The sequence below is a fragment of the Catenuloplanes niger genome (assembly GCF_031458255.1).
GTDB classification, from domain to species: domain Bacteria; phylum Actinomycetota; class Actinomycetes; order Mycobacteriales; family Micromonosporaceae; genus Catenuloplanes; species Catenuloplanes niger.
Window position 1 is genome coordinate 3,551,661 of record NZ_JAVDYC010000001.1, and the last position, 21,385, is coordinate 3,573,045.

At 72.0% G+C, this 21,385-nt stretch carries 16 protein-coding genes; 7 read left to right on the forward strand and 9 right to left on the reverse strand.

The genetic code is table 11. The features are described from left to right. Positions 1-132 precede the first annotated feature (132 nt). The gene (rpsI, locus tag J2S44_RS15410; RefSeq protein ID WP_310413885.1) at positions 133-666 is read right to left on the reverse strand and encodes a 30S ribosomal protein S9; all 534 of its coding nucleotides are present in this window, start codon (positions 664-666) and stop codon (positions 133-135) included. Positions 667-688: 22 nt separating this feature from the next. Then, complete coding sequence (gene rplM, locus J2S44_RS15415) at positions 689-1,132, reverse strand: 50S ribosomal protein L13 (RefSeq protein ID WP_310413888.1); 444 nt, start codon at positions 1,130-1,132, stop codon at positions 689-691. A 729-nt stretch (positions 1,133-1,861) separates the two neighbouring features. On the opposite strand from rplM, the gene J2S44_RS15420 reads away from it, so the two are divergent. Beyond that, positions 1,862-2,950: a uroporphyrinogen-III synthase gene (locus J2S44_RS15420; RefSeq protein WP_310413891.1), complete on the forward strand. Its 1,089-nt coding sequence runs from the start codon at positions 1,862-1,864 to the stop codon at positions 2,948-2,950. A 79-nt stretch (positions 2,951-3,029) separates the two neighbouring features. After that, the gene (locus J2S44_RS15425) at positions 3,030-4,250 is read left to right on the forward strand and encodes an alpha/beta hydrolase (protein WP_310413894.1); all 1,221 of its coding nucleotides are present in this window, start codon (positions 3,030-3,032) and stop codon (positions 4,248-4,250) included. A gap of 222 nt (positions 4,251-4,472) precedes the next feature. Here J2S44_RS15425 and J2S44_RS15430 read toward each other — a convergent pair whose 3' ends face one another. The 4 genes from J2S44_RS15430 to J2S44_RS15445 all read right to left on the reverse strand — a co-directional run bounded on the left by J2S44_RS15430 (position 4,473) and on the right by J2S44_RS15445 (position 9,097). Beyond that, positions 4,473-5,093 (reverse strand): GTP-binding protein, encoded by a 621-nt coding sequence (locus tag J2S44_RS15430; protein WP_310413897.1) that lies wholly within the window; start codon positions 5,091-5,093, stop codon positions 4,473-4,475. Beyond that, positions 5,074-5,436, reverse strand: a complete 363-nt coding sequence (locus J2S44_RS15435) for a DUF742 domain-containing protein (RefSeq protein ID WP_307240984.1) — start codon at positions 5,434-5,436, stop codon at positions 5,074-5,076. The genes J2S44_RS15430 and J2S44_RS15435 overlap by 20 nt, the downstream gene beginning before the upstream one ends. Positions 5,437-5,516: 80 nt before the next feature. Next, entirely contained in the window at positions 5,517-5,930 is a 414-nt protein-coding gene (locus J2S44_RS15440) for a roadblock/LC7 domain-containing protein (protein ID WP_310413900.1), read from the reverse strand. Continuing rightward, positions 5,927-9,097: a sensor histidine kinase gene (locus tag J2S44_RS15445; RefSeq protein WP_374727849.1), complete on the reverse strand. Its 3,171-nt coding sequence runs from the start codon at positions 9,095-9,097 to the stop codon at positions 5,927-5,929. Before J2S44_RS15445 ends, J2S44_RS15440 begins: the two co-directional genes overlap by 4 nt. 420 nt (positions 9,098-9,517) lie before the next feature. On the opposite strand from J2S44_RS15445, the gene J2S44_RS15450 reads away from it, so the two are divergent. Further along, positions 9,518-10,681, forward strand: a complete 1,164-nt coding sequence (locus tag J2S44_RS15450) for an ABC transporter substrate-binding protein (protein WP_310413905.1) — start codon at positions 9,518-9,520, stop codon at positions 10,679-10,681. 64 nt (positions 10,682-10,745) lie between these two features. On the opposite strand, the gene J2S44_RS15455 is transcribed toward J2S44_RS15450, so the two are convergent. Then, entirely contained in the window at positions 10,746-11,540 is a 795-nt protein-coding gene (locus tag J2S44_RS15455; protein ID WP_310413908.1) for an ABC transporter permease, read from the reverse strand. Positions 11,541-11,678: 138 nt separating this feature from the next. On the opposite strand from J2S44_RS15455, the gene J2S44_RS15460 reads away from it, so the two are divergent. Continuing rightward, positions 11,679-12,449, forward strand: coding sequence for an ABC transporter ATP-binding protein (locus J2S44_RS15460; RefSeq protein WP_310413912.1), 771 nt, complete (start codon positions 11,679-11,681; stop codon positions 12,447-12,449). 69 nt (positions 12,450-12,518) lie between these two features. Here J2S44_RS15460 and J2S44_RS15465 read toward each other — a convergent pair whose 3' ends face one another. Next, positions 12,519-13,424, reverse strand: coding sequence for an ABC transporter substrate-binding protein (locus tag J2S44_RS15465; RefSeq protein ID WP_310413914.1), 906 nt, complete (start codon positions 13,422-13,424; stop codon positions 12,519-12,521). A 365-nt stretch (positions 13,425-13,789) separates the two neighbouring features. Between J2S44_RS15465 and J2S44_RS15470 the strand changes: the two genes are divergently transcribed. Together J2S44_RS15470 and J2S44_RS15475 are read left to right on the forward strand one after the other, a co-directional pair. Further along, a complete protein-coding gene (locus J2S44_RS15470) occupies positions 13,790-14,722 on the forward strand; it encodes a TIGR03560 family F420-dependent LLM class oxidoreductase (protein WP_310413917.1) in 933 nt (310 codons plus the stop codon). A 28-nt stretch (positions 14,723-14,750) separates the two neighbouring features. After that, positions 14,751-16,085 carry a hypothetical protein gene (locus tag J2S44_RS15475; protein WP_310413920.1) on the forward strand — a complete coding sequence of 445 codons (1,335 nt, stop codon included), beginning with the start codon at positions 14,751-14,753 and terminating at the stop codon, positions 16,083-16,085. A 164-nt stretch (positions 16,086-16,249) separates the two neighbouring features. Here the strand turns inward: J2S44_RS15475 and J2S44_RS15480 are convergent, their stop codons facing one another. Further along, positions 16,250-16,975 (reverse strand): hypothetical protein, encoded by a 726-nt coding sequence (locus tag J2S44_RS15480; RefSeq protein ID WP_310413924.1) that lies wholly within the window; start codon positions 16,973-16,975, stop codon positions 16,250-16,252. 411 nt (positions 16,976-17,386) lie between these two features. Here J2S44_RS15480 and J2S44_RS15485 point away from each other — a divergent pair, with 411 nt between their 5' ends. Continuing rightward, a complete protein-coding gene (locus J2S44_RS15485) occupies positions 17,387-21,358 on the forward strand; it encodes a hypothetical protein (protein WP_310413927.1) in 3,972 nt (1,323 codons plus the stop codon). The last annotated feature ends 27 nt before the right edge of the window (positions 21,359-21,385 follow it).

The window sequence follows — 21,385 nt, forward strand, 5'->3', positions numbered from 1 at the left end:
CGTCCATGACACGGCGGTGGTGCGACCTTTCAGTCGCGTATTACATGCGGGGAGACTTCGTACAACAGCAAACGGCCAGGCGAACCACCCGCGAGGGCGGTTTGCCTGGCCGTCAGCGTCAGACCGGCAAGGTCAGCGCTTCGAGTACTGCGGCGCCTTGCGAGCCTTCTTGAGACCGTACTTCTTGCTCTCCTTGACCCGGGCGTCCCGGGTGAGGAAGCCGGCCTTCTTCAGCGCCGGACGGTCGTCGCCGTCGTTCGCGATGAGGGCACGGGCGATCGCGAGGCGCAGCGCACCGGCCTGGCCGGTGATGCCGCCGCCGCGCAGGTTCGCGATGACGTCGAAGACCTCGGTCTTCTCCGTGGTCACCAGCGGCTCACGGATGAGCTGCTGGTGCACCTTGCTCGGGAAGTACGCCTCGATGTCGCGGCCGTTGCAGGTCACCTTGCCGGTGCCCGGAACGATGCGGACCCGGACGATGGCTTCCTTGCGGCGGCCCACGGTCTGGATCGGGCGCTCGCCGCGCGGGACGCGAGTCAGCGTCGCGGTCGCCGGAGCGGCCTCGACCTCGGACTCGGTCGCCTCGGCGACGGCCACGGTGGTGTCGGTGTCGAAGTCGGTCGCCGGCGCGTCAGCGGCAGGCGTCTGCTCGTCGATGTCAGTCATGCTTCTTCTCTCGCCTGCGCTACTACTGCGCGATCTGCGTGATCTCGAACGGGACCGGCTTCTGCGCCTCGTGCGGGTGCTCAGCGCCGGCGTAGACCTTCAGCTTCTTGATCAGCTGACGGCCGAGCTTGTTGTGGGGCAGCATGCCCTTGACCGCGAGCTCGATCGCGCGCTCGGGGCGCTTGGTCAGCAGCTCGTCGTAGCCGATCTGCTTGAGACCACCCGGGTAACCGGAGTGGCGGTACGCCACCTTGGTCTGCCGCTTGTTGCCGGTCAGAGCCACCTTGCCCGCGTTGATGATCACGACAAAGTCACCCGTGTCGACGTGCGGCGCGAAAGTGGGCTTGTGCTTACCGCGGAGCAGAGTCGCGGTGTGGGTGGCCAGTCGGCCCAGCACGACGTCAGACGCGTCGATGACGTGCCACTGACGCTCGATTTCACCCGGCTTCGGGCTGTACGTACGCACAGGTCTACCTTGTCTCGTCGTCGGTCTGAAGTCGCGCGCTTGGCGTCGATCCAGCACGCACGCGAAACACCAGATTACCCCGACCTTCTTTTCCACGTCGCAGCGGGACGGAGAAGCTCTGCGCCCGTCCGACATCGGCGCGAACACAAGGCCGGATCGGTGCAAGCACAGGGGCTGGTGACGGTGACGTGACCGGCATATCGCTAGCCATCGCACAACAGCAGGCAACGATACCCGCTCTCCCTACCCAGGGTCAAAACGGCAGCTCGGGGCCCCTGACCAACGGGCATCGGGGAGCGTGAGCGGCTCTTAACAGGCTCAAAACAATCAAGACGTCCGAGCGAAACCGCCCCCCGGCACTCTTCCGACATGGCGGGTGCAATCGCGTACAGGCGGCATGACGGGGTGTCATCACCCCGGGTTCGCCGCGCGCGCACCGGCCGCCCCCAGCCACCGCCAGGCTTGAGGACGGACCTGGCGGTGACGCCGAGCCGGTTCCCCGGTTCGACACCCGGCGAGCGCGGTTCTCTGCCGAACCGCCCCGCCGGCACAGAGGAGCCGCGGTGCGGACCGGCCGGAGGCACGGTCGATAAGCGCAGGCGTGACGTGGGAGCGGGTCGACGCCGAGGACGGCGTGTTCGTCGCGTGCCCGTCGGTGGACCGGCCGGACCCGCCGCGGCTCCTCGCCCACTGCTTACTCAGGGAGTGCGCCCGTGACCCCCTCCACAGATGTCTGACGAGCTGAGCGGCTTCACGATCGGGGTCACCGCCGACCGGCGCAGGGACGAACTGGCTTCCCTGCTGGAGCGGCGCGGCGCCCGTATCGTGCTCGCGCCCGCACTCCGGATCGTGCCGATCGCCGACGACACCGAGCTTCGCGCCGCCACCCGCGCCTGCCTGGACACCCCACCGGACATCGTGATGGCGAACACGGGCATCGGCATGCGCGGCTGGCTGGAGGCGGCCGAGGGCTGGGGGCTCGGCGAGCCGCTCCGGGCCGTGCTGGCCGGCGCCTACATGGTGGCCCGCGGCCCCAAGGCCCGCGGTGCGATCCGCGCCGCCGGCCTGCAGGACCAGTGGTCGCCCGACTCGGAGAGCTGCGAGGAGGTGGTCGAGCACCTCAAGGAGTACGGCGTCGCCGGCAAGACCATCGCGATGCAGCTGCACGGCGACCGGCAGCCCGAGTGCTCCGACGCCCTGGAGGCGGCCGGCGCCCGGGTGATCGAGGTCCCGGTCTACCGCTGGGGCCCGCCGACCGATCCGGCGCCGCTGCACCGCCTCGTCGACCTGATCGCCGGCCGCCTCGTCGACGCGGTCACGTTCACCTCCGCGCCGGCCGTCAGCGCGCTGCTGCGCGCCGCCGGGCCGTCCGCCGACTCGGTGCTGGACGCGATGCGCCACGACGTCCTGGCCGCCTGTGTGGGCCCGGTGACCGCCGCTCCGCTGCGCCGGCACAACGTGCCGGTCATCGCGCCCACCCGGGCCCGGCTCGGCGCGATGGTCCGCACCCTGGTCGACGAGCTGCCCCAGCGTGCGCTCAACCTCAAGATCGCCGGGCACGTGCTCACCCTCCGCGGCCACGCCGCGGTGATCGACGGCGAGCTCAAGCCGCTGGCCCCCGCGCCGATGGCGGTGCTGCGCGCGCTGGCCGCCACGCCCGGCCGGGTGCTGTCCCGCGCCGCGCTGCTGCGCACGCTGCCGCGCGGAGCGGACGAGCACGCGGTCGAGATGGCGGTGGCCCGGCTGCGCGCCGGCCTGGGCACGCCAGGGGTCGTGCAGACCGTGGTCAAGCGCGGCTACCGGCTCCCGGTCGACTGATCGAGGTACAGCCTGCTGTACCTCGATCGGCCAGCTGACTGGATCGTCGCCGGGCGGTGCCGCGCATAGCGTCGAATGCATGACTACTGGGTGGAAGTACCGCAAGCTGACCGTCGCGCTCGCCGCCACCGCGGTGCTCGCCGGTGGGGTGGGCGTCGCCGGCGCGGACGTCCTGGCCGGTGCGCCGCCGGCGACCGCCGCGGGTGCGCACTCCGGCTGGGACGGCATCACGCGTGAGCAGGTCCGGATCGACTTCGGCGAGGGCTGGGTCACCAACGCCGAGCTCACCTACCCGAGCCGCGCCAAGGGCCGGCTGCCGCTGGTCGTCATGCTGCACGGCAGCGGGCGCAACGACATGAACCAGACGCTGCCGGACGGCGGCGGTTCGACGTTCGTGCCGCTCGCCCAGGGCGCGAACCGGGAGGGCTTCGCGACGCTGCGCTTCAACAAGCGCGGGGTCACCGGCGTCGGCCCGGTCGAGAGCACCGATCCGGCGCAGCTGAACCCGAAGAACCCGTACGAGCAGATCCAGCAGGACGCCGCCGCCGCGATCCGGTTCGGCGCGGCGTCGAAGCGGATCGACCCGAACAAGATCTTCCTGCTCGGCCACAGCGAGGGTACGAACGTGGCCGCCAACCTCGCGGCCGACCCGAAGGCGTTCGGCATCCCGACGCCGGCCGGCGTGATCGCGATGGGCGTGGTCGGCAAGGACATCCGGACGCTGCTGACGTTGCAGCTCTTCGGCCGGCAGCTGCTCCAGCTGCACGACGAGTTCGACCTCGACGCCGACGGGCAGCTGACCGCGCTGGAGGCGTCCGACGGCCTGGCCGGGCAGCCGGCGGAGGTGGCCGAGCAGTTCCGCGCGATCCTGCTCGACGGCGACAGGGTGCTGGCGAGCACGGACCGCAACGGTGACGGGCAGATCGCGATCGACGCGGAGGCCGGTGCGGTGCTGCGCGAGGCGAGCCGCATCGACGAGTACCCGAACGTGCCCGGTCTGGAGGAGCTGCAGGAGTACGTCGCGGACATCGCCCGCTTCCCGACGGTGACCCAGGCGCTGCCGAAGTTCGCCGGCCCGACGCTGCTGCTCAACGGCGAGAACGACCTGCAGACCCCGGCCCGCGCCGCGATCGCCGCCGACACCGCGGTCGCCGCGGCCGGCAACCGGGACCACACGCTGATCATCTACCCGGGCATGGCGCACACGATGAACATCACGCCGAAGTTCACCCCGGAGTTCCGCGGGCCCGACGCGCAGGTCGTCACCGACGTCCGCGCGTGGCTCAAGTCCCACCGCTGACCGCACGCGAGGGCGGCCACCGGGTCACCGGTGGCCGCCCTCGTCGCGTACCCACCGCGGAAGCCGCCCTTCGGTAGCCACCGCGGAACAGGCAGGGAGGCCGCCCGCGGCCGACCGGTGCCCGCGGGAGCACCGGAAGGCGACCACGCCGGAAGCGGGAGAACGGGTATGAAAAAAGCGGCGGCGCGGAATCACCGCGCCGCCGCTTCCGTATGGAGAGGCTCAGCCGACGAGCTGCCCCTGATCGCGCTGCGCCCGCAGCATGATCATGGCGTGCTCGACGACTGTGACCAGCACATTCTTGGTGGATTCCCGCTCCCGCGCGTCGCACAGCACCAGAGGGACGTGGTTCGGGATGGCAAGCGCCTCCCGCACCTCGTCGATCTCGTACATCGGCGCGCCGTCGAAGCGGTTGAGGGCCACGACGTAGGGGAGCCGGCGGTTCTCGAAGTAGTCCAGCGGGGCGAACGCATCGGAGATGCGGCGGGTGTCGACCAGGACGGCCGCGCCGACCGCGCCCTTGATGATCTCGTCCCACATGAACCAGAAACGGGTCTGCCCGGGCGTGCCGAACAGGTACAGAATCAGGTCGTCGGCCATGGTGATACGGCCGAAGTCCATGGCGACGGTGGTGGTGCCCTTGCCGGGCACCTTCGACGGGTCGTCGATGCCGACGCCCGCCGCCGTCATGACCGCCTCCGTGGTCAGCGGAGTGATCTCTGAGACGGCGCCGACAAGCGTGGTCTTGCCGACGCCGAAGCCGCCGGCGATCACGATCTTGGCGGAGGTTATTTCTTTGCGCCGCTCCGGGCCCCCCGCTCGGTCAAAGCCTGCGAAGTCCACTTAGCACCCTTTCAAGGAGATCCATCCGCTCCTCATACGCTTCAACGGGAGCGGCACTGTGCAGGGTCAGCAGACCGTCGACAACCATGTCGGCGACGATGACGCGTGCGACGCCGAGCGGCAGGCGAGCATACGCGGCGATCTCCGCCAGGGACATCGCACGGCCCTCACAGAGGGATGCGATGCGGTGCTTGTCGTGTCCGGCGAAGCGCGCCTCCTGCACATTGGCGACGCTTGCCGTAAGGATCGCCTCGACGGCGATGTCTCGGCGCGCCTCTGTGCGGCCACGAGTGACCGCGTAAGGACGGACCAGTGACCCGCGGGGGTCCTCCGGTTGCACCATGACGGTCACCTCCTAGTAGCGCACTGCCCCGTTGTCAGAACCATCGAAGATATTAACTGCTGTCCGGCTTCGCCGGGGGGTCATACGGGGTGACCCACGGCCTCGCGCGGAAGCGGGCGCAGAGCCGCACCGACCCGCTCCACGAGAAGCGCCATCTCGTAGCCGACCTGACCCACGTCACAGCTGCGCGCGGCCAGCACGGCCATCGAGCTGCCGTCCGAGATGGACATCAGGAAGAGATACCCGCTGTCCATCTCGATGATCGTCTGCTGGACGCCGCCGCCGTGGAACATGCGGGCGGCGCCCTCGGTCAGGCTGACCACACCGGAGGTGATGGCCGCCAGCTGGTCCGCCCGGTCGTGCGGGAGGTCCCGCGACGACGCGAGCAGCAGGCCGTCCGCTGACACGGCCACCACGTGGGCGATGCCGGCGACGCTGTCGGCGAAGTTGCTCAAAAGCCAACCCATGTCCTGCATCGCAGCTTGGCGGGTCATCCGTTGGTCTCCTTGGGGTTGGACTCGGCGTCGCCGGCTTCGGCACCGGCGCTCCGGCCGCGGTGCACACCACGGTGGTACGCGGACAGCAGGCCACGCACCTCGTCGGGGGTGCGACGGGTTCGTTCCGCGGGCTTCGTCTCGACACCGCCGGGGACCAGCTGCGCCTGCGGGGTCCGCTTCGGCAGGCCGGACCGGGTGGTGCCGCTGGTGGCCGGCTTGGCCGCCTCCTGAGCGCGCTTCCAGCCGTCGTCGGCCGCGGTGCGCCAGGTGGCCTCGTCCGGCGTCACCGACGGAGCGGCCGCCGGAGCCGGGGCCGGAGCCGGCGGGGCCGGAGCCGCGGCGGGTGCGCCGTAGCCCGAGCTCACCGGTGCCTGGTTCCCTGCGCTCGGCAGCGTGCCGGTCTCCGCGCCGTACGACGTCGTACGGCTCTCGGACCGGCGGGGCGCGGCCGGCTCAGGAGAGCGCACCGGCAGCGCCGTGGTCTCGGCCGTCATCGCGGACGAGGCCGACGGGGCCGGCGTGCTGGTGCCACCGACCGGCGGCGGGGCGTACCCGGCCGTCGGCATGGACCAGACCGCGGTGTCGGCCTGGCCGTGCGTGCGGAACCAGACCGCCTCCATCTGCCGGAAGATCGGCGCCTCGGCCTGCTCGGCCGGGGCTCCGCCGCGCTCGAACGGGGCCGTGCTGACCCCGCCGGCGGAGGCGGACATCGGGTGGACGGTGGCGGAGATGGTCTGCGCCTCGGGCGCCGAGGCGACCGGGGGCACGATCGGCGTCTGCACCACGGCGGGCGGTGCGACCGGCGGGGCCACCGGAGCGACCGGGGCCGCCGGAGCCGGGGCGAGCGCCGCGGGCTGGGTCTGCCGCTGGCTCGGGAACGCGGACCCGCCGATGGTCGGCAGCTGCTGCGTGGCGTCCTGCCGGGGGCGCAGCGGGTTCTGCCCGGCGACCGGCAGGGCCTGCGTCGGAGTGCCCGCGTTGACCTGGAAGTCGCGCGGCTGCTGCGGTGCGGGCTGCTGCCACTGCTCGGCCGGCTCGCGCGGCGGGGTGAGCGTGGCCGTACGCGACGGGGTGAGCGACTCGCCCCACGCGGGCGGGGAGCTGACCGGTGCCGACGGGCCCTGCTCGACGGCGAGCGGGCTGCGCGGACGCGGCAGAGCAGGCTCGCGCCCACGGGTGCGCGGTAGCACAACCACCCCGTGCGGCAATGTCACTTGCGCGACAGTACCACCCTCCACATTGGGCCGAAGCTCGACTCGGATCCCGTAACGGGAGGCGAGCCGGCCGACGACGGCCAGACCCATCAGGCGGAACGCGCCGACGTCCACGGTGGGCGGAGTCTCGAGCCGCTGGTTCAGCGACTCCATCTGCTCCTCGGTCATGCCGAGGCCGCGGTCCTCCACCTGGATCAGCACGTAGTCCCGGACGCGGCGGGCGTCCGCGACCACCACCGTGTTCGGCGGCGAGAACCGGGTCGCGTTGTCGAGCAGCTCGGCGACGAGCCGCACGACGTCGTTGACCGCGTGCGCGGAGACCGAGATGTCGGTGTCCACCGTGCCGAACTCGATGCGGTTGTAGAGCTCGACCTCGGACTGCGAGGCCCGGAGCACGTCGATCAGGAGTGCGTCCTCACGCCGTGGCGGCGCGGAGTCCGCACCGGCGAGGACCAGCAGGTTCTCGTCGTTGCGGCGCATTCGGGTGGCGAGGTGGTCGAGCTGGAAGAGCTGGGCGAGACGCTTCGGGTCCTCCTCACCTCGCTCGATCTTGTCCAGCTCACCGATCATGCGGTCGACCAGCGCCTGCGAGCGGCGGGCCAGGTTGAGGAACATCGCGGAGACGGAGGTACGGAGAGCGGCCTGCTCGGCCGCGATCCGGACCGCCTCGCGGTGCACCACGTTGAAGGCCTGGGCGACCTCACCGACCTCGTCACGGGTGTTGAGGCGGATCGGGTCGCGCAGCTCCTTGACGATCTCGTCCGCGCCGCCCTCACCGAGGCTGCGCACGTCACGGAGCCGGGCGACCGCGTCTGGCAGGTCGTGGTTGGCCACCGTCATGGCGCCCTCACGCAGGCGCCGGAGCGACGCGTTGAGCGAGCGGGCGAGCAGGAAGGCGAGCGCGACGGCCAGCGCGAGCGCGATGAGGACCAGCGCGATCTCGATGATCACTCGCTGGACGACCGCGTTCTGCTCGTCCTCCGCGTACGCGATCAGCTGCTGCTCGATGTCGATCTCGGCGTGCCGCATCAGGTTCGCGACCGCACCGATGGCGGCGGACGCGGCGTCCGCGGTGATCTCGGGCGGCGCGGTCGAGCCGGCCGTGGTGATGATCGTGTTCGCCACGCGCTCGGCGAACGTGACCGCGTCACCGGTGATGGTGCTGTTGACCACGCCGCGCAGCGCCTCGTCGTTCGACGCCGCGACCGCGACCTGTGCCTCCTGCTGCTCGGCGAGCGTGGCGAGGAACGAGGCGAGCTGCTCCTGACCGAGGTTCCGGTTGCCCAGCAGCGCGACGTACGCGACGGCCTGCTCCTCCGCGGTGGCGTTCTTCGCGTTCGAGAACGCGAAGGCGGTCCGCAGCGAGTCGGCGAGCTCACCCTCACCGGCGGTCTGGCTGATCACCTCCAGATAGGCCATCAGGTCGTCCATCACCACGCCGTAGCGCAGGACCGCGGCCTGCGGGGTCGTCCTGGCCCCCGCGAGCACGTCCTGCCGGGTGGTGTCCAGCCGCTCGTCGATGTTGCTGTCGATGGTCAGCAACCGGGACTCGACGTTCTCCGGCAGATCGGAGAGCGCCCGGCGGGACGCCTGGTAGGAAGCGATGCGCTGATCGGTCGCCGCGGTCGCGGCCGTGAACGCGTTCGACTTCTCGGCGCTGTTCCCACCCGCGAGCAGGCGAGCGGCTGCCATCCGCTCGCCGTGCAGATCATGGGAGAGCGCCGACACGTCGAGGCTGAGCGCGGTCAGCGACCGCACCAGCCCTGCGTCCACGGCCCGGTTGGTGCTCTCCCAGAGCCGCAGGCTTGCGAGCACGAGGATGGCTGCCACCGGGACCACGAGGATCATGGCGAGCTTTGTACGGATCCGGGCGTCGCGAAGGCGCGGCAGACCGGATCGACGCGCGGGACGCGCGAAGTTGCCCAAATTCGCTTTGGGGTGCGTGCTCACGAGACCTCCGTCGTTCTCGTCCACGCGCAACCCGCCTTCATGACGGCATGGGGGGTGGGGTTGTCACACGCGGCACGATCCGCGATTTCACCAGAAGCGGCCGCGAATGGGAAGCCTCAGCGAGGTAGGAATCGGTCTCGCCGGACCGATCCGCCAAGAACAGTCACCGGGTGTGGAGTCGGTCTCACCGCGTTGAACTGCACGAATGACTGGGCGCGTGCTATTAATCACCGCAAAGTTATGCCAAATGTACACCGCACCCGCCCGCATCGTGGGACAAAGTGTCCACGAACGAGCATCCACTCCAGCTTGACCAGTAGACCGAACGGTTGGCACAGTTCTCGCGTTTGCCGTCTCGTACGCGGGACGGCAGTGAGCGCCGCGCAGCCCTCGCTGCGCCGCGAAGAGGAGGACTGACCCTTGAGGCCAACCCGCGCCATGCTCGCGGTGGTCACCTCGGCCGCTCTGCTGGGAACGGCCGCCGGATGCGATTCAGCGACCACTGAGGACACCGCAGCAACCATTCTGATCGCCGCCGATCTGGAGCTGACCGGTTCCGGCGCCTCGGTGGGCACCGCCTACAAGAACGCGCTGGAGCTGAAGCGAGATCAGCTCAACGCGGTACCCGGTGGCCCGAGGATCGAGCTCGACATCAAAGACAACCGGTCGGACAGCAAACTGTCGGCCCAGAACATCACCCAGTTCGCCAACAACTCGAATGTTGCGGCGCTCATCACAGGAGCTTGCGCGCAGTGCGTGACGGAGTCACTGGAGACGATCACGGCGCGCAAGCTTCCGACGATCTCTCTGTCGCCGTCGTCCGATGTGGTGCTTCCGGTCACGGAACGTCAATTCATCTTCAAGCTGGCGTCCAATCCGGATCACAACGCGTCCGCACTGGTGTCCGAAATTGCGGCGTCCGATATTGATCGCTTCGCATTGGTCACCACGACCGACCCGTACGGCGAGAACATGCGGGAGACGATCACCAACGAGGCGCGCAACGCGGACATGACGAAGGTCGGCGACCGGCCGATCGCGCCGGGCGACGCGGAGGTCGACACCGCGGTCGCGCAGCTGGTCGCGCTGGCCCCGGACGCGCTGGTGGTCGGCGCGTTGCCGGACCGCGCCCAGGAGGTCGCGGTCAGCGCCCGCAAGGCCGGCTTCGACGGCCCGATCTTCTTCGACGCGGCCGCGGCCGGTGACCTGTTCCTGTCGGGCGAGGCGCAGAAGGCGTCGGACGGCGCGACCATGGTCTTCTCGCAGACGCTGACGATCGACGAGGTCATCGCGAACACGCCGGCCAAGGCCTCGCGGGCCGCGTGGTTCAGTGACTACACGTCGCGGTTCGGCACGTACTACGGGCCGTCCTCGTTCGCCGCGGACGCGGTGCAGGTCATCGTGAACGGCGTGCAGCGGGCCGGCGGCACGAACGGCGACGCGCTGCGCGGCGCGATCGAGACCAGCCAGCTGGACGGGATCACCGGCCCGATCCGTCTGACCCCGACGAACCACTCGGGTCTGATGCCGCAGACGCTGGTGGTGCTGGTCGCGGACAGCGGCCGCTGGCACCTGAAGGCCTGATCCACCCGCATCACGACGAAGGGGGCCCGCCGGTCGGCGGGCCCCCTTCGCGTTGCCGGAAGCACTACCGGGAGGTCTCCCGGGCCCACGGCAGGAGCAGCCGCTCCAGCCAGACGATCAGGTAGTACGACAGCACGCTCATCAGGCCGAGCAGGAAGATCCCGGCGAACGCCAGCGGCGTGTTCAGCTGGGACCGGGACGACGCGATCACGTAACCGATGCCGTCGCCGCCACCGCCGATGAACTCACCCACCACCGCGCCGACGAAGGCCAGCGAGATGCCGAGCTTGAGGCCGGTGAAGAACTGCGGCAGCGCCCACGGCACCCGGACCTTGAGGAACGTCTTCGCGCGCGACGCGGCCAGCGACTGGGTCAGCTCGATCAGGTCGGCCGGCACGGACTTGAGGCCGGCCATCGTGGACAGCACGATCGGGAAGAACGAGAGCAGCACCACGACCAGCACCTTCGGCTCGTAGCCGAAGCCGAACCACATCACCAGCATCGGCCCGATGGCGATCTTCGGGATGGCGTTGAAGGCCACCAGGATCGGGGAGATGGCCTGGTCGAGCACGCGGGAACCGGCCAGCGACAGGGCCAGCGCGACGCCGATGACGATCGCGATGGCGAAGCCCAGCCAGACCTCGAACAGCGTGAACAGCGACTGGTCGATCAGGTACTCGGCACGCGAGCCGACGATCACCTCGAGCGCGAGCTCGGGGGACGGGACCACCGAGGTCGGCACGTCCCAGAGGCGTACCGCGCCGTACCAGGCGGCCAGCAACAGCACGAAAGCGAACAATGGCAGCAGTACGCCACCGACCTGTGGGCGCCGGAAACGCCCCACGGCCTGCGTGGTCATAAGAACTCCCTTGTGGAACCGAGGGTTGGGAAATTCGCGATTGCATCAAATCATGAGATTCGACGCTATGTACGGACACGATGGGCAGGGGCTAGCCTGTGCGCTCAGAGTGCTCGCCGATCGCACAGGAGAGGGCAAATGATCCAGCTCAACAACGTCTCCCGGACGTTCCACGGACGCCGCGGCACCGTGGAGGCGCTGCGGGGCATCAATCTGCACATCCGCGAGGGTGAGTTCGTCGCGATCGTGGGCCGGTCCGGCTGCGGCAAGTCCACATTGCTCCGGCTGATCGCCGGGTTGCTCCCGGTGACGGACGGCAACATCGTCGTCGGCGGCACCGCCGTCACCAAGGCCCGGCGGGAGACCGCCATGCAGTTCCAGCGTCCCGCGCTGCTGCCGTGGCGTACCGTGCTGGGCAACGTGCTGTTCCCGGTGGAGATCTTCGGTTGGAAGAAGCGCCAGCACGTCGAGCGCGCCCGCCAGCTGCTCGCCACCGTGGGCCTCGAAGGCTTCGAGAACACCATGCCGCACGAGCTGTCCGGCGGCATGCAGCAGCGCGTCTCGCTGTGCCGGTCGCTGATCCAGTCACCCAAGGTGATGCTGATGGACGAGCCGTTCTCCGCGCTCGACGCGCTCACCCGCGAGGAGATGAGCGTCGAGCTGCAGCGCATCCACATGGAGGAGCGCACCACCACGGTCTTCGTCACCCACTCGATCGACGAGGCGGTGCTGCTGGCCGACCGGGTGATCGTGCTCAGTCCGCGACCCGGCCGGATCAAGGAGATCGTCGAGATCGACGTCCCCCGCCCGCGGTCGCTCGGCCCGAGCCCGTACCTGGAGACGCTGGCCGGGCACCAGGCCCGCCTGCACGAGCTGCTGATGCACAAGGACGAGCCGATCGCGGCCTGACCTTTGTGGACAGACAATCGGCCGTGCCCCGCGAGGGACACGGCCGAATGTCGTTGCGGCATCGCTCGATCAGGCCTTGGGAGCCAGATCGACCTTCACGAAGTCCGCCGGGGTCTTGCCGGCCGGGATCGCACCCGCGCCCTCCAGGATCGCGATGACCTTGGCCACCCGGTCCGCGTCGACGACGCCCAGCTTCGGCGCGTCACCGATGGTGTACGGCTTCATGATGACCATCTCGGCCGCGGCGACCTCGACGTCCGTCTCCGGCACGGCCTTGGCCAGGATGTCGGCCGCCTCCTGCGGGTTGTTGATCGAGTAGTCCATGCCCTTGAGCAGCGCGGTCGCGAACTTCTGCGCCATCTCCGGCTGCTCGTTCGCGATCTGGTCCGAGGTGAGCAGGAAGTGACCGTAGAGGTCGGTGATCACGTCGGAGAACGCCAGCGAGACCGCCTTGCGGGTGCCACCGCCGGCCGCCTTCTCGATCAGCGGCTGACCCACGACGAACTGGCCGATCGCGTCGACCCGGCCCTGGCCCAGCGCCGGGCCGAGCGCGCCGGCCTCGGTCGGGATGATCTTCACCTTGGTGTGGTCGAAGCCGGCCAGCTGCGCGTACAGCGGGAACAGGATCGACGTGGTGGCGCCGTTCTGGTCGCCGAGCTTCTTGCCCTCGAGGTCCTTCGGCGTGGTGATGCCCTTGTCGTCGAGGGTCATGATGCCGACCATCGAGCGCTGCTGCACCGCGGCGACCGCGGTGATGCCCTCGGTCCTGCCGTTCGCCTTCTGCAGCATGTAACCGGTCGAGTCCACCGGCGCGAACTGCGCGGCGCCGGACTGCAGCGCGGTCATGTTCTCGCCGGAGCCGGTGCCGACCTGGATGTCGACGTCGAGGCCGACCTCCTCGAAGAAGCCCTTCTCCTTCGCGACGTACGCGTAGCCCTCACGGCCGAACGTGTTGAACGCTGTTAGATACGTCACCTTCGTGAGCGCACCGGAGGCGCTGTCGCCTCCGGAGTCACCCGAATCGGTGCATCCGGCCACTGCCACCACTGCCATGGCAGCAACAGCCGCCGCGAGTCCGCGGAACGTCCTCATGGGATTCTTGCCCTTCCTCCAGCCACCCTGGCTAGGCCATCTAGGTCAGGTGTGAGCGGGCCGGGCGGTGGCGGCATCACTATCGATCCCCCTGCCGACATCCCCCGGCGTAGCGGGCAACAGAGTACGAGACCATGCGTTACCGGTCACCCCGCCCTGGCATTGCGAGACGGCAACGAAATGGACAGTGTTGGCTTAACCACTTCTTAGGTGCGAGAACGCTGAGATGGGGGCTAACCTCTGCGCCCATGCGAGTCTGCGTGTTCACCGAGCCACACCGTGGCGCCACATTCGACGAGATGCTGCGCGCGGCGCAGCACGCCGAGGCGGCCGGCTACGACGGCTTCTTCCGCGCGGACCACTTCATGCCGGTGAACAGGTCGGACGGCTTCCCGGGCCCGTCCGACGCGTGGGTGACGCTCGGCGCGATCGCGCGTGAGACGCGCACGATTCGGCTCGGCACACTGCTGACCTCGGCGACTTTCCGTCACCCCGCGATTACGGCGGTAACCGTCGCGCAGGTGGACGAGATGAGCAACGGACGCATCGACTTCGGTCTCGGTGCGGGATGGCTCGGCGCGGAACACACAGCGCTCGGTATTCCTTTCTTCACACCGCGTGAAAGGTTCGAGCGGCTCGACGAACAGCTGCAGATCATCACCGGGCTCTGGGCGACTCCGCGCGGTGAGCGCTTTTCCTTTACCGGCAAGCATTTCACGCTCGTCGACGCACTCGCGCTGCCGAAGCCGGTGCAGACGCCCGGCCCGCCGGTGATCGTCGGTGGCCGCGGCCCGAAGAGCACCCCGCGGCTCGCCGCGCTCCACGCGGACGAGTACAACGTGCCGCCGTCGTCCGCCGCGAAGTGCGCCGAGCAGTACGACCTGGTCCGCGCCGCGAGCGAGAAGTACGGCCGGACCAAGGCGCCACTGGTCTTGTCCGCGAGCGTCGCGGTCGCGTGTGGACGGACCGACGCGGAGATCGCCCAGCGCCTCGCCCTGCTGGAGGAGCCGTCCATCCTGCCGCCCGAGCCGGTCATCGCCGGCACGCCGGACCAGGTGGTCGAGCAACTCGCGGCGTACGCCGAGGCCGGCGCCACCCGGCTCTACGTGCGGCTGCGTGACCAGTCCGACCTGGACCTGCTGGACCTCCTCGCCGCCGAGGTCATTCCGCACCTTCCGTAACGAATCTTCCCCCCGTAACGTGCCTCACATGGCCATTCGGACCTGGGGCAGGATGCTGCTGACCGCACTGGGGGCAAGCCTCCTGGTGGGCGCCGGCCAGCTCGGCATCGCCTACGGGTTCGGGCTGGTCCGCTTCGGCCGCGCGTTCGCCGGCGGCACCGCGAACCAGTGGAACGCACAGCTCGCCTGGGTCGCCTGGTTCGCGATCGTCGCCGCCGTCACCGGCGCGCTGGCCGCGGACCGCGCCGCCCGCCGGCTCGGCCACGACGGCGGTCCTCCCGCGCTGGCCGGCCTGGCCGTCGCCGCGAGCGCCGGCGCGGCAGGGACCGCCCTGATCACCATGCCGGCCGCCCACGCCGCGCAGCTCACCGGCGGCACCGATCCGGCCGGCGCGGTCGGGATCGCGGTCCTCGCCGGTGCGGCCGCCGGCCTGCCGCTCGCCGCACTCGCGCTCTGGCAGCGGACGTACGCGTGGGCGCTGATCTCCGTCGCGGCCGCGACCTGGCTGCTCGCCGTCGCCTCGGCGGTGCCGTCGTTCGGGCCGGGCCAGGAACTGCCCGTCGTCCGGCTCGGCGTGCTCGACCCGGCCACGTTCAGCACCGGCGCCGTCCAGCGCCTCGCGGTCGTCGTGATGCCGTCGCTCGCGCTGATCGCCGGCGCCGCGATCGGCGCGATCGCCCGCCGCCGCGACCGGCACACCGCGATCGTCGCCACGTCCGGACTGCTCGGGCCCGCGCCGCTGACGGTCGCGTACCTCACGGCCGGGCCGGGCGGGCCCGCCGACGCCTACCAGGCGGCACCGTTCTGGGGCTCGCTGGTCGCGCTGGCCGCGGGAGCGCTGGGCTCGCTGCTCGCGGTCGTCACCCACCGCACCGACCAGGACCACACCCCTCCGCCGGTACGCGGTGAGCCCGGCACCCCCGGCCCGCCCGACGGCCCGGGTTCCGCCGCCGACTCCGACGGCCCCGGCACGGCCCGGGAACCCACCGGCCCACCTCCGGTCACCGGCCCGCCCCGCGTCGCCGGGCCACCTCCCGCGACCGGCCCACCTTCCGCCACCGGCCCGCGTTCCGCCACCGGTCCGCGTCCGGCCGCCGGGCCCTCGACGACCGCGGGTCCCGGCCCGGCCGACCTCGGCGGCTCGACCGGTTCCGGCAGCCCGGGCCGCTCCCGCGGCTCGGACCGTACCGGCGGCTCGGACCGTACCGGCGGCTCGGACCGTACCCGCGGCTCGGACCGTACCGGCGGCTCGGAGAGTTCCGGCAGTCCGGACCGATCCGGCGGCTCGGCCGGTTCCGCCGACGCGGACGGTGCCGGCGGTGGGGTACGTCGGCCGGGAACGGGGTACCCGTACCGAATGTGATCCTCGATCCGGCGGAACGGGATCCGCCCCACCTCGGCACGAGCATCCGCGACACGGCCCGGACCTCGGCGAATCCGCTCGATCCCGGCACTCCGATAAGCTCCATCGGCTCGACCAGCACGGACGAAGCAGTCAGTGCAGACATATCGGCCACAACGGGGAAGTCAGACCGCCCAGGAACGAAGGACGATGATCCGCCCGGCCCGGAATCTCACATCTCCCGTGATTCCGTGCCGAACGCTTTGATCTCTCCGACACTGGATGACGTGTTGTCTCCCAAGGAACGCGAGACGCAGGAAGAGGGCGGGAGCGACATGTTCACCCCCGAGACGGACGGCGGCGACCGCGACCGGACGCGACCGCGGGACGACGCGGAACCGGCCCAGGAGCACGCGCTCCCGGACGACGCCGCCCAGGCGAATCCCGCATCCCCCCGCCAGGGCAGTCGCAGCGGCTTCGGTGAGATCGAGGAGCCGCCGCCGCCCGCACTGGACGCACTCCGCGCGCCGACCGGCGCGTTCCGCCAGGCCAACTGGTCCGCCGCGTTCGGCGCCAACCAGCCGTGGGAGCTCGGCCAGCCCGAACGCGAGCCCACCCCCTTCGAACTCGCCGAGCGCGCCCGCCGAGCCGAGGCCGACCGTCTCCTCGCCGCCGGCGACCCCGGCACCGCTTCCGGCGCCACCGTTCACGCCAGTGACGGCACCGTACGCACCGCCGACCGCGGCGTCGAAGGTCCGGCTCCCGACTTCGCCGGCGCTCCTCCGATTCCGGCCGTGAACAGCGACGTCGCTTTCCCGGCGGCCACCGTGAACACCGACGCGGCCGTCTCGGCGCCCACCGGTGCCGACAACGACGCGGGGTTCCCGGCGCCCGCCGATGTCAGCAGCCACGTGGGCTCCCCAACGCCCGACGAGGCAAACAGCGGCACGAGCTTCCCGGCGCCCGATGAGGTAATCAGCGGCGACTCGGGTTTCTCGACGACTGCCGGAAGCAGCCACACGGGATTCCCGGCGCCCGCTGGAAGCCGCAACGATGAGGGCTCCTCGACAGCCTCCGGAAGCAGCCACGCAGGATTCCCGGCGCCGGTCGGGGGCAGCAGCGACGCGGGATTGCCGACGACCGCGGGCGTCGGTGACGCAGCCCGTGGCGATGCGGTCGATCCGCACCGCGCCGCCGCCGAAGCCGCGTGGCCGGTGACCGACGCGGGACCGTACCCTCGGGAAACATCGCCGGAATCGAACGAATCAACCGCCGACGACCGCGGTGCCGGCACCGGCCGCTCGGTCATGCTGGACTTCGGGATGTCGGCTGAGCCGGACCCGGAGGCTCCGCAGAGCGGCGGCCTGACCACCCGGGCGAGTCTCGCGAGCCTGCGCGCCGACTTCGCGGCCGGCATCCGTGCCGGCGCGGAGGATCCCACCGAGCTGCCCGGCGGCCCGGCCATCCCGCCGCCGCCCGCTCCGGGACCGCCTCCCCCGCTTCCGATGCACTCCCAGCGCCCCGCGTCCACGTCCGCCGCACCCCCAGGCGGCCCGGCCGCCGCCGCGCTGCCAGGCAGCTCGACCGCCTCCGCCACGCCACCGGACGGCCCGGCCGTCGCCGCCGCGCAGCCCGGGGCCTCGGCCAACCCTGCCGCACAGCCGGGTGGCCAGGCCGCCGGGCCCTTCCAGCCGAGTGATTCGGTCGGCGCCGATTCCGCGATCCACTCAGGCGGCCCGGCGGCAGCGGACGCGCGGCCAGGCGACACGGCCACCGGGTCCTACCAGCCGAGCGGTGCGGTCAGCGCCGATGCCGCGACCCAGTCAGACGGCCCGGCCGCTGCGGTCTTCCAGCCGGGTGGCTCGATCGGCGGCGGCTCCGAGACCCACCAAGGCGACACGGCCAGCGCCGTGACGCGGCCAGACGCCTCGGCCGCCGCGGCGTTCCAGCCGGGTGGCACGGTCAGCGCCGGCTCCGCGAACCAGCCGGACGGCACGGCCAGCGCCGCGACGCCGCCGGACGCTCCGGCCGCGTTCCCTTCAGCCGGCGCCGGCTCCACGGCCCAGCCAGACGGTCCGGTTGACGCCACGTGGTCGCCCGGTGGAGCGCCCCGCGCGGACTCCATCGCTCAGGAGGACGGGACGGCACCGATCACCGGTGCGGCCGCGATCGGTGGTACTTCCCCGGCCGCGACATTCCCGCAGAACGCGACGCAGCCCGCGCCGGAGGCCACGCTCGCACCGGACGCAGCACGGCCCGCGCCGGCCGCGACGTTCGCTCAGGACGCGGTGCAGCCCGCGCCGGAGGCAACGTTCGCGCAGGACCCGGCGCGGCCCGCGCCGGAGGCCACGTTCACACCGGACGCAGCACGGCCCGCGCCGGGCGCAACGTTCGCTCAGGACGCGGTGTGGCCCGAGCCGGGTGCGACGTTCGCGCAGGAGGCGGCGCGGCCCGAGCCGGAGGCGACGTTCGCGCAGGAGGCGGCGCGGCCGGCGCCGCCGGTGATCGAGCCGGAGTTCCGGGTGATTCCGCCGGACCCGCCCGCCGACGACTCCCCCACGGTCGCTTCGCCCGTGCAGGCCGCCCCGACTCTGGGATCGGGTCGCACCCTCGGCGAGCGCCTGGTCGAGGCCGGCATCTTCGAGTTCAGTGACTACTTCACGCCGCGTCAGCCGCCTGAGCCACCGGCCGCCGACCATCCCGGCGATCAGCCCGCGGCGCACGACGACGTATGGGCCCCGCCTCAGGAGCCGGCCCAGGAACCGGTCCAGGACGACGTGGCGAACCGCCCGGCGGCCGCGACCGCGCACCCGGACGCCCCGGCCGTGCCGCCGGAGGAGGCTCGCCCGGCCGGCGGCGACGCGGCCGGGCCCGCGTACCCGGCTCGGGTTTTCCCGCGGATCTTCGATCCGATAGAGCCGCCCGCGGAGATGCCGGGACTCTTCGAGTCGGCCGGTCGCGCCGCTCCCGCGCCGTCGCTCTTCGAGCCGGTCCGGCACACGCTCAGCGAACCGCCCACGGAGCAGTCCGCGGCCGATCCCGCCGCGACGCGCCCCACCGGCACGGCTCCGCACCGGCCCGCGAACACCCCGCCGGCCGGACCCGGCACGCCCTCGCCAGCCGGCTCCGCGTCATGGACCGCGGACACCACGCCGACCGCCACCAGCGCGCAGTCGTCAGCCGGCTCCGACGCGTCATGGACCGCGGATACCGCGGTAACCACGCCGAGCGCGCAGACGCCGGCGGCCTCCGGCACGTCATGGGTCGCCGACGCCCCGGCGGCTGGCGCCGGTGTGCCGTGGGACGCCGCCTCGCAGGCGCGTGACACGGCCGCACGGCAGCCCGCGCCGGGCGGTACCGGCGAGGAGTCCGCGCAGCGACGCGACGCCGTTCCGCCCGGCTTCGCGGATCGTCCGGCCGGTGCCGCCGAACCGGCTGTGCCGCACGGCACGACACCGCCGCCGGCGGCGCCGCAGCTGCCGGAGCGCTCGGGGCTGCCGGAACGCTCGGGGCTGCCCCGGTTCGCGGTCAGCCGCCCGGAGAACAGCGTGCTGCCGGATGTGCCGCCGCCGTCCCGGTTCGGCACCGGGCCGGCGGCTGCCGGACCCGCCCCGCGGCTCGATCCGCCCGTGGCAGGGCCGGCGAGCTCGACGACGGGCGACACCGCAACTCCATCGCGGCTGCGGTTCCCCGGCGATGCCGGTACGCAACCGGAAGCCACGGCGGCGCAGTTCAACGGTCCCGCCGAGGCCGGCCACGACGCGCAGGACCCGCGGCCGGCCGCCGGCACCGACCGGCCGGGCTATCCGGCGCCGGCGGACGGCGGACCGGCTCAGCGGTTCCCGGCCGGGGCCGCCATCCGGCCGCCGAACATCCGGACGGCGAATGACATCGCCGCGCAGGCCGGCGCGCGGTTCCCGGCCCCGGCCGCGCAGCCGGACGCACCGGTGTCGCGGCCCACCAGCCCGGCGGCGACCGGGTTCACCGCTCAGTCGGCTTCTGACGACACCGCCACCTGGCAGGATTCCCCCGCATCACACCCGGCCGGTCCCACCGCAGCGCCGGCTCCGCAATTCCCGACGGACGCCGACACGCAGCCGAACTTCTCGGCGGGAGCCGGCGCACAGCCGAACTACCCGGCGAACGCCGACGCACAGCCGAACTACCCGACGGGAGCCGGCGCACAGCCGGACTTCGCAAGGAACGCGCCGACCTCGGCGGAGCCCGCCGCGCAGGCCGGCCAGCGATCGTCCGCCGGCACCGTCATCCCGCCGGACGCCCCGGTGTCGCGGGGCACCGGCCCGGCCGAAGCCGACCAGGCCGGTCCGCGGCTTCCCGGCGACGCTGCCGGCCGGCTCGGCGAGCCGGGCGCGGAGGGCGGTCGCACCGAACCGGGTCCGGCTTTCCCGCCCGCCGGTGCCGCCCAGCCGGTCTTCCCGGCACCACGGCCGGTCAGCCCGGCGGCACCCGGCCCCGTCGATCAGCTGAGTGCGGCGGCGTCGCGTCCGGCCGACGGCACCACACGGCCGGTGTCGCCAGCGCCATGGGACACCGACCCGGCGACCACGGAACTGCGCACGCCACCGGCCCGCTTCCCCACCGACCCGAACACCGAGACCACCCGGCCGCACTCACCCGCGCCGTGGGACACCGGCGCGGCGACGGCTGAGCCGGGTTCCGCCTCGTCCCGCCGTTCCGGGGAGGGGGCGGGGGGCCGACCGCACGCGGCCGCCGGGCCGTTCGGGGTGTCCGGTGCCGGTGGCCGGGACGAGCCGGAGCGGGTGCACGAGGGCGTCGTGTTGCCGCCGGAGGAGCCGCGGCCGGCGCGGAACACCTGGTCGGTGCCGAATTCGTGGGGAGCGGACGACGCCTGGTCGGTGACGGACGACTGGGCACCGATCCCGCCGGCCGCGTCGACGTCCGGTGCCCGTACCGTGCCGCCGGCCCGGGATGACGTGTGGCCCGCGCCGGACGAGCCGGCCGGCACCTGGTCGGCTCCGCGGGCCGCCGGGCCGGGCGGTGGCTGGAGCACCGGCTCGGCGTATGAGGCCGGTGCACCGACCGGTGCGCGGCCGGCGCCCGAGCCCTGGCAGTCGCCGGCCCCGGACGAACCGGCCGCCGCGCGGGAGGACGTGGAGACGCCGGCCGCGAAGCCGGAGAAGCGCCGCCGCGGTCTCTTCCGGCGCCGCAACCAGCCCGCCCAGCCGCCCGTGGCGGAGGCGGTCCCGTTGCGGGACGAGGAGTACGTCGACTGGGTCAGCGGGCTCGGCGACCGCTCCGACGACGAGGAGTGACGTGCTGAGGGGGTCCCGTCGCCGGGC